Origin of the sequence: Roseovarius sp. ZX-A-9 (genome assembly GCF_028369135.1) — a bacterium.
GTDB lineage: Bacteria > Pseudomonadota > Alphaproteobacteria > Rhodobacterales > Rhodobacteraceae > Roseovarius.
The window spans coordinates 29693-42567 of the sequence record NZ_JAPWHW010000029.1 but is presented as its reverse complement, the minus strand read 5'-3'; the positions used below and the strand labels follow the sequence as shown (position 1 = coordinate 42567).

The window sequence follows — 12875 nt, the reverse complement described above, 5'->3', positions numbered from 1 at the left end:
AAATGACGATCCATCGCGTGTCGGTCTGGCGCACCCTCCGCAGTCTCGGTTTGACACATAAAAAAAGCCCTCCAGGCGGCCGTGTTGCACAGATCATAATCCGCTCGGAACGCGCCCTACCCGAAACGGATTTCAGGCGGTGCGTTCAAAACTTGGGCGGCCAAGTCCGGTCATTCGATTGAGAACTCGGACGCCAATCTTGGCTTCTGTTTTCTGATTTTTGAAGTTGCGCGCCTTTAGCTTGGGCCCAATGACTGCCTTCCAGCGGCCCATGAGAGTTTCACCTCGGCTGCGTTGATTGTAGCCAGTGGCCTTCTGCCAGGCCATTCGCCCACGGGCTGAGATCTCGGCGATGTGGCAGTCACGTGCCGTCGGATCTTCGGCCGCTTCAGGGTTCAGGATCGCGTTTTTGGGAGGTGGGATCGTCACCTCGATCAGCGATCCGAACGTAGCGGCAAGCAAATCAGATGTTGGGTCTCCGTCGTAAGCGCCGTCTGCCAGAAAGTGAGAGACTGGCCCGGCGACTTGATCCAGGAGATCTGGCAGCGCCGTTGGATCACCGACGTCATCCTTGGTGAGATCAGAGCAGACGATCTCGCCGCTGACAAGATCGAGACCGAGGTGGAGCTTCCGCCAAGAGCGCCGTTTGCGCTTTGTTTTATGTTTTTTCTTAAGCCATTCGCCCTCGCCAAAGATCTTCAGACCGGTGCTGTCCACAATCAGTTGCACTGGTTTGTCGCTCCTGGGTGCCGGCTTTGTGCGCAACGTCAGCCCATTGCCCCGGCGCGACAGGGTGGAAAAGTCAGGCACTGCGATCTCAACCTCCAGCAGCCTCGCAATGGAGCGCATCAAGCCTTGGGTTTGGCGCAGCGGCTGCTTGAAGACCAGGCCCAGCGTCAGGCACATCTCAATCGCCAAATCAGAGTAGTGCGGCTGACCGCCGCGCGTGGTTCGGCGCGGTGCCGACCACAGGGCAAGTGCCTCTTCGCTGATCCAAACCGTCAGGTCACCGCGCCACCGCAGAGCCTCGTTGTACTCAGTCCAGTTGGTCACCCGATGTATTTGCTTGGGGATCTTGTCACGACGAGCGGCATTGAATTTGTGCGGCATCTACAACATCCTGAAGGGTACTGACCGCATCGATATCAGCGGTGGGACGATCCCTGCAACAAGGCCTACCGGAGAGCCCAAACTGCCTAATGCTGCAACATGCACGAAGGTCCGAAATCGTGTGAAACCATCATTCAAAAGGCAGTCTTTTTCGCCGGTCCCGTCAAAAAGTCGGGGCAACAGCGACATTGTGTCGGTGCCGTTGCCCCGTTTCCTTTCTTTGATTTCAGGTTCGTCGCGGAAGGTTATTCCGCTGCCTGCGCAGAGGACGCGGGCCACGCATTGGCCACGAATGCCGGGTCCAGATCCGTTTCAGCAATATGGTTGGTGTAGTTCGACAGGGTTTTCAGCGCCGTGCCAAGAATAACCTCTAGCACGGTTTGTCGGGTGTACCCGGCCTGCAGAAAATGTTCGATCTGCGCGTCTGTGGGCCACCCACGGCTTTCGTTGATTACAACCGCAAACTGGCGCAGGGCTTCCAGCTTGCGGTCCGCGATGGGGGTATCATTGCGCAGCGCCGTGATGACATCGTCCGGCACCCCGCCCATTTGCGACAGCGTGGTATGTGCAGCCATGCAGTATTTGCAGCCGTTCAGTCGGTTGTTGGTCATCAGGATGATCTGACGCTCAGTCTCCGACAGATCCGTTTTGCTGAAAATGGCCGACAGAGTTGTGTAGCCCTCAAGGATGGTCGGTGCTTCCGCCATGGTGGCGTATAGGTTTGGCATAAAGCCGTACCCTTTCAGGGCGGCCTGCAGGATCGGTTTCGCGTCTGCGGGAGCGGAATCGAGCGTATGCGTCGGAAAATCTTTCATTGTTTTGTCCTTGTTTCTGGATTGGTCAGTCAGGTGAGAAATCGTTTGTTTGGCAGACCTGGCAAACTGCTGTGCCAGTGCGCGCGTCGCGTCTTTAGCGGCGGTGACCGAACGGTCATGCCGTGCGTCCTTGAATTCCTGATATTCAATGGCGATCGTCTGGATGTTCGCAGTGTCGACGCCGAAGTAATGGGCGCAGGCGGCAATTGCGGGGTCCAGTGCGTTCAAGTGCGCCCGTGGCCCGCCGGGTTGAAATCCGAACTCGCCACGTGACGATAGCACGACCAGGTGCTTGCCCTTCAGGATCGGTTCGATCGGGAAATCGCCGCGCGCCAGATCAAACGAGAAGGTCCTGCCAATCCTTGCAATGTGATCAATCCAACCTTTCAACGCGGCAGGCATCCCGTAATTGTACATCGGAGCGCCCATTACGATGATATCCGCAGCCACCACCTCGTCGATCAGCGCATCGGAAAGTGCCAGCCGGTCGGTCATCCAGTCTTCGCGTTCTTCGGGCGGGGTAAAGGCTGCGTGGATAAAGCGGTGATCAATCGCCGGAACCGGGTCCTGCCCGATATCGCGGACAATCACCTTTGCGTCCGGATTGGCGTGCAGAAATTCGGTTGTGAACAGCGTTGTCAGCATGCGCGTCAGGGAACGGTCTTGCTGTTGAGCGCTGGCGTCAATGCGAAGCAGGGTCGTCATGGTTTTCTCCTTTGGTTGGGGGCGATGTTTCTCGCGCCGGTTGCCATGTAAGAGGCGGGCGACCCGGGCAAATGCGCGAGCCGCCATAGTTTCTTGGTTGCCTGGATCAGAGATCGCTCACCGGGGTATTCAGGATACCGGGCCATTTTTCGTTGGCCCCGGCGATAACCGCTGTCGGGTCTTCGCGGTACTTCGCAAGGATCGCCGCGTTGACGAAGAGATAGAGCTTGCCGTCGACAATATCCGCATAGCGCACGTCACCATCCAGCTTCTTGCCGGCGAAGACACCAAAGGCGCAGAAGCCTCCGAATTGCGGCAGGTAGGCTGCGGGATCGGCGTCGAACATGGACTGCGCTTCGGCTGTGGTGAAGTAGTAGTCGATGCCGTCGTAGGATGAGGTAAAGGCCGCGTCTCCCTGCGCCGGGTTTGCGCCTTGGAACATGGAGACAGGGTCATTGCCATGCATACCGAGCGGATTGCCGTTCAGCGTCAGGCCGTTGGCAACGTTGTATTCGTCCGCGGCAAACGCGGCTGTGGCAAGCACAAGCGACAACGCGGTCGCCATGGTGGGGAGTATCTGTTTGTAGGTCATGGTTTTTCCTTTCGGGTTTCTTGGGGGTTGGTTTCCAGCCGTGGAACAGCCGGGGTGAGGAGCAGCGACCATGCGGTCGCTACACCGGGAAAAATGCGTCCGAAGGTCATTGCGGTTTCTTCCGGAGAATGCGGCGTCAGGCCGAGTTGCCGATCCGCTCGACGGCCTCATCCGTCCACCAGACGCCATTGGCGACCATGCGGAAGTTGATGATGGCAGCGAGGTATCCGTCGCCTTCGGGCACCTTTGCACCGGCAGTTGCGTCACGGACCACGGCGACTTCGTAGCCAAGCTCGAGCAGTTCATAGAGGTGCGCCTGGGTGCACAAGTTGGCGGACATGCCCGCAAGGATCACCTTGTCGATACCACGCTTGCGCATCTGCAGGTTTAGGTCGTTCTGCGCCGGGCTGTAGACCTTGTGCGGCGAGCAGACGACGGTTTTGCCGTCTTCGATGTACTTCTTGTACTGCGGCATCCAGTCGGCGCCGGAGCCTTCGAAGTTGTCGAGGTTGAGGGGCCCAAGGCGGTCGAACATGCCGATGGCGTGCATGGTCGCTTCCAGCGTGCCTTCGAACTGCCAGCCGTGGTCGTGCGGGTAGTAGTAGTGGGGCGAGATAAACACCGGCATGCCGGCGGCCTTGGCGGCGATAAACAGCTTTTCGATGTTGTCCACAGTGCCCTGTTCGGTCACGCTTTCGCCGACGACACCCCAGGTCACGCCGTCCTCGGACAGGAAGTCGATCTGGGGGTCTGTTACCACAAGGGCGGTGCGCCCGGGGACGATATCCATGTCGATCTGCGGCAGGCCGGGGGTTTCGGGATCTGCGTAATACGCGCGTGCCTCATCGGTGGCGGCTGTGGCGGTTGTGCCGGTGATGGCCGCAGCACCGGCTGCGGCCGCACCGGCAGCGCCGGCCATCAGGCGACGGCGCGCCATGTCGACCCGTTCGGGGGTCACATCGCAGCCGCAGGCGACCGTGTGGGGGTGATCGTGATTTTTCATGGCAAAGCTCCTTTGCTTGTGTGTTGGCGGAACGCCTGTCTTGGCGCGCCGATGGGATGGTTAATTGGATGTGTGAGTCCTCAAGCCCGGAATGACGCTGGGCCTTTGATCAAGGCCGTCGGGGCCTCCGGAGCGGGCAAACTTGCCCGCACTGAGTGAAGTGCAGTTCCGGGCATCGTGACCGGCAGCAACAGCAAGCCAGTCGCGAGGGCCGCGACGATGGTCGTTATGATCATTTGCGTCATATCGCCGAGTTTGAACGCCCAGGTTCTGCGGAGCCTGGGGGGACTGACAGCGTCTTGATGCGACGCCTGTCTGTGAGCTGCAGTTGTGTCAATGTTCATGCGAAACGCCTTTCCTGTTGGGGAAAATGCGGACTGTCCGGTGGACGTAACGCCAGCACTCTCCGTTGATGTCAGGAAAGAAGTTAGTCACCAAACCGCTGCAGGTATTGGCCGTGTCTGCCAAGGTCATGGCCGAACCTGCCACGGTTTGTCAGGTGTTGATCAGGCTTTGGAGGAGTGCTGTCTGAACTGTGCCGGGGCTTGTCCAACCCAACGCTTGAAAGCGCGGCTGAAGGTGCTTTGTTCGGAAAAGCCGGTCAGAAAGGCGATCTCGGCAATCGAGGCGTCGCTGTCGCGCAGCAGTTCCTGCGCAAGCGCGGATTGCGCCTGTCCCAGCACATCGCGAAAGGTCAGCCCCTCATCGGCAAGGCGGCGATAGAGTGTGCGTTCGCTCAGCCCGAAATCGCGCGCGATCTGTGCTGCCTGCGGCAGCCCGTTGCTGAGCGCGGGAGTCAGGCGGCGGACCAGCGTGTTTGCAAGCGAAGGCGTGTCCGCAAACGAAGTGATTTCGGTCTCCAGATGTGCTGTCAGGAAATCCGAGACCGCCGGGTCGCCCAGGTGGTTCGGCAGAGAGAGCGTGGCAGGATCGAAGGCGATTGCGTCACGATCAGCGTCGAACCTGACCGGACAGCCGAAATGCTCGGCATAGCGATCCGTATCGCTTCGGCAGGCATGGCGAAAAGAGACAAATTCGAAGGTGAGTTCACCCCCGACGATCCGCTTCATGTTCACGGCAAATCCAGCCAAAGCGGTTTCGTTGCGGAAGGTCAGAACGGGATGCTCCGCAGTTTGACCTTTGATAGTGAGAAAAGCGGGGTCGCCTGTCTCGTCCAGATGGAAAACCGCCGTGTCGGTGACCAGTCGGTAATAGCGCTCGACCCGTTGCAGCGACGAGCGCAGGGTCGGAGCCGTCTTGATGGCCAGACCGAGCACGCCAAGGTCGTCGGTCTGAATCAGCTCTGCATAGGCCCTGATGAGCGCAATTTCGTCTCGGTGATTGGTGCGGATCCATTCGATCAGATTGAAATAGTCGGTGTCCTGAAGCCTGCCGCTTTCGAGGGGCCGCATACGATGCACAACGGCACCGTCGGAGATCAACGCACCGTCGTCTGTCAGCGTCATCCCGGCCGCCTTGGCCATCGTGCGCGCAAATGCATTTGTCACGCTTGGCATGGGCCAGAACGATATACCAACTTGACCCGCTGAACCACCCAATCCAGGAGCGCGTTGGATTGAGCGTCTATTCCGGGAGCCCCGCTTCCTGTGTGTCCGCGGCGGTTTCATTCAATCGACTTTCCATCATCTTGATGCGTGAGCGCAATTGCGTGATTTCGTTGTCCCGTTCGGCATCGGTAAGGCGGATAGGAATATGCTGAGGACAGTTCCAGTCAAAGGCCGCAACACGGATCACGATGCCACGCTCCACCCTGAGACCTGTTCCATCATGCAGAAGACCGATGACATCAGGGTCTTCCACGATCTGCGCGTGGCCCCAGAGCTTCAGGCGTTTGCGGCACTGGTAATCCAGCGCGATGATTGACACCCGGTCATCATGGCGCAGGTTTCCCACGCTGATATATTGCTGGTTGCCTCGAAAGTCCGCATACCCGATCGTCCTGTGGTCGATGATCTTGATAAAGCCGGGGGCACCACCCCTGAACTGGACGTAAGGCCAGCCCGTTTCGGACACCGTCGCCTGATAGATGCCGTCTCGTTCGGTCAGGAATTCGGCCTCGCGGGCGGTCAGTTCGTCGCCATCGTGACGATCTGGCGACAAGACCCGTGCATACGCGTCAGCGGACCCGAAACGTTTTTGTTCTTTACGCACATTGGGCGTAAATCCAATGTTGGCATAAGCGTTCGGCATCGTTCTTGCCTTTCATAAATCGAGTTCAGTCAGGCCGGGGTGACCTTCGGGACGGGACGCAGAGGTCCATCTCAGTAAGCGTTGGCTTTCCGTGATCGGGAGTTCATTGATCGACGCGATGCGTCTTTGCATCAAACCGTCCGATGCGAACTCCCAGTTTTCGTTGCCATAGGCGCGAAACCAGGTGCCGCTGTCGTCGTGGTACTCATAGGCAAAGCGCACCGCGATCCGGTTGTCGTGAAAGGCCCAGAGGCCCTTGATCAACCGGTAATCCAGCTCGCGCGCCCACTTGCGGGTCAAGAACTCCACAATCTTGTCGCGGCCTTGAAATATCTCGGCTCGGTTGCGCCATTGGCAGTCGGGTGTGTAGGCGGCGGCAACCTTTTCGGGGTTGCGGCTGTTCCATCCATCTTCGGCCAACCGAATCTTTTTGGAGGCCGAGGGTTCGTCAAAGGGGGGCAGTGGCGGGCGTGTCATGCTCTCATCCTTCCTTGGTGTCGCGAAAAAGGCCCCGGTCGCAAGGGGGAGGCAGCGGTGCGACCGGGGCGTCCAGCGAGGCGGGGAGGTCACTTTCAGCCGGACTAACGCGGGTGCATTTCGAAATGCGGCGTTGACCTGAATGTAGGGACCAGCACCGAATTGGTATTGGCACGTCCTGCCAAATCTTTGACCAAACCTGCCATCCCCGGTGCGATTTTTCTATGTGTATGCTATCTTGCCACAAGGTGTGTCGGGGTCATCAGATGAAGTATTTCGTTTTTGGTTTTCTAAGACTGAACACTTGCGTCTTGTCCATTCTTGCGTGGGCAAGGGCGGTGCAACTGATCGCTCCAGTATCCATCGTGACTGCGATCTTCCTGAGCGTGGCGGCGCAGGCGCAAACCGAACTTCGGCTCGGGACTGCGGCCCCCGGCGCTTCGCCCTGGGGTGTGTGGGTGCAGGACGTCACCGACGAGGTCGAGAAAGCCTCGGATGGGGCTTTGCGCATCCGGGTCATCGGCGACGCTGCATTGGGCGGGGAAAAGACACTCCTTCGGCAAGGCATGAAGGGCCGGCTGGACATGATCATGATCAGCAATGTCTACCTTTCGCTCATTGAGCAGGAGATCGACCTTGTTTCGTCCCCCTTTCTATTTGACACGACCGCGCAAGGATCCTGCGTTACAGTCAATCACCTCGGTTCAATCCTCGAACACTCGATGGAATCCGCGCAATTGGTGCCTTTGGGCTGGCTCGAAGTTGGCAATGTCATTGTGTTTTCGAGAGATCCGATCGCTGCTCCGTCAGATCTTGAAGGCAAAAAAGTCCGAATATCCGAAACATCGGTCGATATGCTGTTTTCCCGCAGACTGGGAGCGGCCGGGGTACCGCTAGGGATTTCGGACACGATCCTGTCCTTACAGACCGGACGTGTGGATGCAGCTTTTCTACCTTCTGCATATGGTGTCGGCATCGGCATCCACAAGATTGCTCCGCATCTGACGATCAGCAACCACACCCGCTTGATCGGTACGATCGCTGTCTCCAAATCGACTTATGATCGCCTGAGCCCACAGGAGCGGAAATGGCTTGAAATCGTGACATCTTCCAGCCCTCGCCTTTCGGCAACCATCCTGGACACAGAAGAAAAGATGCTCGGCCAACTGTCAGGCGCAGACGTTTCCGTCAGACGTTTGTCAGAGAGTGAAAAAAACGCATGGCGAACCGCCGCGAAGGGAATTCAGGATGAATTTGCGGCATCGCTCGGTGAGAGTGCGGTGCAGTTTTTGGCCAGAATAGAGGCGGCGAAGGCAGCTTGTGATGGCTAGTTATCAGCGGTTCTTGAGGGTCTTGAGCCGGCTTGAGGCGAGCCTGGCAGTATTGGCCTGTTCGACGCTTGTCCTCGTTCTCATAGTGGATGTAATCGCTGTCGATGTTTTTTCGACCGCGGTACGAGGGTCGCCGCAACTGGGGGTCTTGTCGGGCATCGTGGCCTGCATGTTTGGGCTGACGCTTGCCACAGGCTCTGGCGTGCATTTCAGGCCGACATTCGCGGACAACATCATCCCGCACGTCTGGGCCGACAGAGTAGGAGATGCAATTTCAGCCGCCCTGTTCGGGGTATTCGCAGTCTTTGCGGTCGCATTCGTCATGCAGTCCTATGTCTACGCGGACCGCGTACCGGTGCTCAATGCACCCCTTTGGCCAGTTCAGATTGTCATGCCTTACGTTCTGGCGTCGTGCGCCTTGAAACATACGGTTTTCGCAATTTCCCCAAAGGCAAAAGAATCCCTGGCCGACAAAGCCTCATGAATTCCCTGCTGCTGTTTCTCATCGTGTTTACTCTTCTGGCGCTGCGCCAGAACATGGTTCTCATTCTGCTTGTATCAGCAGCCTATGTTCAGGTCGTTTATGACAACGGAACCGTTCTATATGTTGTCGAGGATCTTTGGACAGCGATGGACAACCATGCGCTGTTGGCGATCCCGATGTACCTGATCATCGGAAATCTCATCGCGCGGGGGTCCATTGCCGGCCATCTGGTCGAGGTCTTCAAGTCTGCGACGGACTGGATGCCCGGAGGATTGGGTGTTGCCACCATACTCGCCTGCGCTTGTTTCTCGGCGATCTCGGGATCTTCAGCCGCGACACTGATTGCGATTGGGTCGGTTATGTACCCAGCCCTGAAAGATGCGGGATACAGCAGCCGATTTGCGATCGGATCGGTGACGTCAGCCGGAACTCTTGGCATATTGATACCGCCGTCGATCCCCCTCATCGTCTATGGCCTTGTGACCGATACAAGTGTCGCCGATCTTTTTCTTGCCGGTGTATTGCCTGGAATACTACTAGCGCTCATTTTCGCCGTTTACAGCGTCGTCACAAACAGGGAAATGGCGCGGCGTACGTTCTCCTCCCGACGGCTGATTGCGTCTTTTCATAACGGATTTTTCGCTATTTTGGCCCCGGTACTTCTGTTGGGCGGAATATATTCAGGTGTGTTCTCTCCTATTGAAGCGGCCGCAGTTGCAGTGGTCTATACCGCAGCGGTAGAAGTGCTGATCTACCGATCTTTCGGGCTTGCTGGATTGTTTGAGATCATGAAATCCAGTGTGGTCATGTTGGGAACACTGATGCCGATTGTGGCCGTCGCCCTGATGCTGAAGTCGTTCCTCGCGAGTGAAGGACTGCCGGACGCATTTGCTGATTGGATCTTGAACATCTTTGACAGCAAGCTTGCGATCCTTTTGGTGCTTAATCTGGCGCTCTTGATCATCGGGTGCCTGATCGACGTGGTGTCAGCGATCTTGCTGTTGGCCCCGATGATGCTGGCTGTGGGTGCCGTAATAGGCGTGAACCCTGTCCACCTTGGTATCATCATGGTCGTCAATCTCGAGATTGGCTTGTTGACCCCGCCTGTCGGACTGAACCTGCTGATCGCGTCCCGGTCATTCGGAGAACGTATCTGGGATATCGTGATGTCTGTTTTACCATTTGTCCTGTTGATGCTGGTTGTCTTGATGGTTGTGACATTCGTGCCGTGGCTTTCGCTGGTTCTCATTGAATAGCAAACAAGCCGCTGAGGTGCTTTGTGTTTTGACGGCATTGCCAAGTTGTTCAGCCCAGCTGGGCCGGCTATAGGGTGGCGCATGAAAATACCTGGCACAATGCCACGCCTTAAGGGCTTTCGTCATCCCCGTGAAATCATCGCTTACGCGGTCTGGGCGTACCATCGGTTCGCGCTAAGCACGGCGGATGTCGAGGATCTGCTTGCCGAACGTGGCGTGATTGTAAGCCGCGAAACAATCCGTCTCTGGGTCAATCGTTTCGGAGCGCATTTTGCTGGTTGCATCCGCCGCGACTGGCTACGTCCAAGTGACAAGTGGCACCTCGATGAGGTCGTGATTCCGATCAATGGCGTGAAGCATTGGCTATGGCGCGCAGTAGATGTCAACGGCGACGTGCTCGATATTCTCGTTCAGGCGCGCCGAAATGCCAAAGCCGCCAAGCGCTTCATGGCAAGGCTGATCTCACAATTCGGCCACCCAAGGGTTGTCATTACCGACAAATTACGCAGCTACATCAAGCCGGTTGCTCATTATGCACCGGACGCCGATCATCGCGCTCACAAAGGCCTAAACAATAGAATTGAGGGCAGTCACAGGCCGACGCGACGACGAGAAAAGGTCATGGGCCGGTTCAAGTTGCCCAGACAGGCACAACGCTTCCTTGCCGCACATGACCAGATCAACAACATCTTCCGACCGCGCCGCTACCGCCTCTCAGCAACTTCATACCGTCATGCAAGGGCAGATGCTTTCCGCCTCTGGGCCGACTATACCGCAGAGATGGTGGCTTGAAATCAGCCAACATGACCTTTCAAAAATATGCCACAACAACTTGGCAATGAGCTCAAGGCTCTTATCCGAAGGGCGGCCGCCCGGAGCTACGACGATCTCTGGCGCGCCGTAGGACACGTCTGTGATCTTTTCACTGACGAGGAATGCTACAATTTCTTCAGGGCCGCAGGATATGAAACCAATTGAACGCAACGCGCTCTAGCGTTGTCAGGGAGTTGGCAAGAGGCGGTTGGCGTGATCGAGTTTAAGGGCGTGCATTATCCGAAGTCCGTGATCCTGCACGCCCTTAAACTCGATCACGCCACAAGCTCCTCAACAACCAATCGACAACGCTGACATATCCGCTGCCACCCGGAAACAGAAAAGTTTGCGACACTACCGTTAGACGTCATAAAGGATTCACGCCCATCACCAAATCCGCCTCCTTCATTCAGCTCGCTTATTGGCCTGATCTTGAAGATCCATCAGACGAGCCATTAGGTCATCGAAAGCGATGGAGTCTGACTGAAGCAGCCCCGCTTCCTGCATTTTCTGGTAATCTTGGGCCAGCGCCTCCAAGGCTTCACCCTCTGGGATCAGGCAAAGCGACCCTGAGACGGCATCGGCATAGCTAATCGTCGCGCCCGCACGATCGGTTTCGCGGAAAAAGTGCTGTTTGTGCTTCGCAACATCTTGAGCAAGCGTCCTATCCTCCAGCGCCCGTGCCGCGATACCCACAGCCTGCAGACGATCGAGATCGTACCAGTGACGCGCATAGCGGTCGCCGCCGCGAAACATGCCCCGCAAGCAATAGGCATGGATAGCCGTCGCCTTTTCCCAAAACGTCCGTTCGGCCATCATCACACGAGGCGTGGCGACGGGCGTAAACAACTCAGGTAGCGCCCCAGAGAGGTCGCAAACCACTTCGTGACGCTGCGCCGGTTCACCTGTGGACCTGGCGCCAAATTCCAACAAGACCGAGGATCGAACATATCCGCTGCCGCTGCGCACCGCGTCGTAGTTCAGATAGATATTGTCACCTTCTACACGGATTTCTGCCGGGAGCGCCGCTGCCTTAACCTTGTCCGACAACATGGGGGCAACTGTTGACCCAACCCACTCGTCCAATCGATTCCGAACAGCTTCGGTCCATTTCTGAGCTTGCGAGCGGCTTGGCGGATATGGATCGTCGGGATCCTTGATAAGATCGGGAATGATCTGCCTGATGTCATATGTCAGGTCGACATCTTCTGAGAACCGGTCAATCGCCTTGTAGGCCTTGGACAGCGAGGTTCCTCCCTTGAACACCAGGTGTTCGCCAAGATCACTGTCGAACAAGGCGTCAAGCACCCAGACGACCCAGATATCCTTTTCCAACAGGTCCGCGGGCCGCCCCAATTTCGAGGCGGCCACTTCCAGCGCGTCGATCTTGTCTTCACGCGACAGCGAAAAATAGGTTTGGCTTTCGGTCATTGCAATGACGCAAGCGCGCTAAGTTCCTTTGCCATCCAGGTCGGCGCAGAGGCGCGAAGGCTCAGAAGCTCCCGCTGCTCCTCTTCGTTCAACGTCGCTTTGATGCGCCTCAAAGCATGAGCAGCTTCGGACTTGCCGAAATAGGCGAGCGCCCGAAAGGCGTGCCCGGCACGGCTGTTGGGCGCTCGAAGCTGCCAGCTCGGCACATGTTTAAGCTCGACGCTTTGCGCTCCGAGCTTCAGATGACGGCTCGGCCCGGAAGTCCAAAAAACTTGACGGGATGGGTTCTGCGTCGAGATGCCGAGCAAGTTCGCTGCCGACGCTCCGCTTTGCGACACGCGCTCACCGGTTGATTTCGCAATGTGCTCAACCACGGCCTCAACCGAGGGCGCCCGGCTCCCGAAGCGGGTTTTCATGGGCAAGGCGAACAATCCCCTCCTCACACGCAGAAGCTCCCCACGCCGCACCAACCGAGACAGCGCCTGATCGACCGCCGCACGCTCTCCGAGGTGCAACAACTCCCGCGCCGACAGGGTCGCACCCTCCGGCAGCGCTTCAGCATAGGCCTTGATCGCTTGAGATGTGGTTTGCATGTTCGCCTCCAAGTGTCAGATATATAGCTTGGTTTCTGACAGCTTTCAAGGTAA

13 protein-coding genes are annotated in these 12875 nt (G+C 57.4%); 4 read left to right on the top strand and 9 right to left on the bottom strand.

Features of this window, described 5'->3' with window-relative positions; translation table 11 throughout:
- Nucleotides 1-132 precede the first annotated feature (132 nt).
- The 7 genes from O3306_RS20250 to O3306_RS20220 form a co-directional block, all read right to left on the bottom strand.
- Entirely contained in the window at nt 133-1110 is a 978-nt protein-coding gene (locus tag O3306_RS20250; protein ID WP_272010711.1) for an IS5 family transposase, read from the bottom strand.
- 245 nt (nt 1111-1355) lie between these two features.
- Nucleotides 1356-2570, bottom strand: a complete 1215-nt coding sequence (locus tag O3306_RS20245) for an NAD(P)H-dependent oxidoreductase (protein ID WP_272010714.1) — start codon at nt 2568-2570, stop codon at nt 1356-1358.
- Between the two features lie 166 nt (nt 2571-2736).
- The gene (locus O3306_RS20240) at nt 2737-3222 is read right to left on the bottom strand and encodes a YHS domain-containing (seleno)protein (RefSeq protein WP_272010709.1); all 486 of its coding nucleotides are present in this window, start codon (nt 3220-3222) and stop codon (nt 2737-2739) included.
- 136 nt (nt 3223-3358) lie between these two features.
- Complete coding sequence (locus O3306_RS20235; protein ID WP_272010707.1) at nt 3359-4225, bottom strand: cysteine hydrolase; 867 nt, start codon at nt 4223-4225, stop codon at nt 3359-3361.
- Nucleotides 4226-4731: 506 nt separating this feature from the next.
- Nucleotides 4732-5742 (bottom strand): AraC family transcriptional regulator, encoded by a 1011-nt coding sequence (locus O3306_RS20230; protein WP_272010705.1) that lies wholly within the window; start codon nt 5740-5742, stop codon nt 4732-4734.
- Nucleotides 5743-5809: 67 nt separating this feature from the next.
- Nucleotides 5810-6436: a pyridoxamine 5'-phosphate oxidase family protein gene (locus O3306_RS20225; RefSeq protein WP_272010703.1), complete on the bottom strand. Its 627-nt coding sequence runs from the start codon at nt 6434-6436 to the stop codon at nt 5810-5812.
- Nucleotides 6437-6448: 12 nt separating this feature from the next.
- Nucleotides 6449-6913 (bottom strand): nuclear transport factor 2 family protein, encoded by a 465-nt coding sequence (locus tag O3306_RS20220; RefSeq protein ID WP_272010701.1) that lies wholly within the window; start codon nt 6911-6913, stop codon nt 6449-6451.
- A gap of 266 nt (nt 6914-7179) precedes the next feature.
- Here O3306_RS20220 and O3306_RS20215 point away from each other — a divergent pair, with 266 nt between their 5' ends.
- The 4 genes from O3306_RS20215 (at nt 7180) to O3306_RS20200 (ending at nt 10776) form a co-directional block, all read left to right on the top strand.
- Nucleotides 7180-8244, top strand: coding sequence for a TRAP transporter substrate-binding protein (locus O3306_RS20215; protein WP_272010699.1), 1065 nt, complete (start codon nt 7180-7182; stop codon nt 8242-8244).
- On the top strand, nt 8237-8728 hold the full coding sequence (locus O3306_RS20210; RefSeq protein ID WP_272010697.1) for a TRAP transporter small permease: 492 nt from the start codon (nt 8237-8239) through the stop codon (nt 8726-8728). Before O3306_RS20215 ends, O3306_RS20210 begins: the two co-directional genes overlap by 8 nt.
- Nucleotides 8725-9984: a TRAP transporter large permease gene (locus O3306_RS20205; protein ID WP_272010695.1), complete on the top strand. Its 1260-nt coding sequence runs from the start codon at nt 8725-8727 to the stop codon at nt 9982-9984. Before O3306_RS20210 ends, O3306_RS20205 begins: the two co-directional genes overlap by 4 nt.
- Before the next feature lie 81 nt (nt 9985-10065).
- Entirely contained in the window at nt 10066-10776 is a 711-nt protein-coding gene (locus O3306_RS20200) for an IS6 family transposase (RefSeq protein ID WP_272010693.1), read from the top strand.
- Nucleotides 10777-11202: 426 nt separating this feature from the next.
- Here O3306_RS20200 and O3306_RS20195 read toward each other — a convergent pair whose 3' ends face one another.
- Both O3306_RS20195 and O3306_RS20190 read right to left on the bottom strand, forming a co-directional pair.
- A complete protein-coding gene (locus tag O3306_RS20195) occupies nt 11203-12228 on the bottom strand; it encodes a nucleotidyl transferase AbiEii/AbiGii toxin family protein (RefSeq protein ID WP_272010691.1) in 1026 nt (341 codons plus the stop codon).
- Nucleotides 12225-12821 (bottom strand): DUF6088 family protein, encoded by a 597-nt coding sequence (locus tag O3306_RS20190; RefSeq protein ID WP_272010689.1) that lies wholly within the window; start codon nt 12819-12821, stop codon nt 12225-12227. Before O3306_RS20190 ends, O3306_RS20195 begins: the two co-directional genes overlap by 4 nt.
- Nucleotides 12822-12875: the final 54 nt, after the last annotated feature.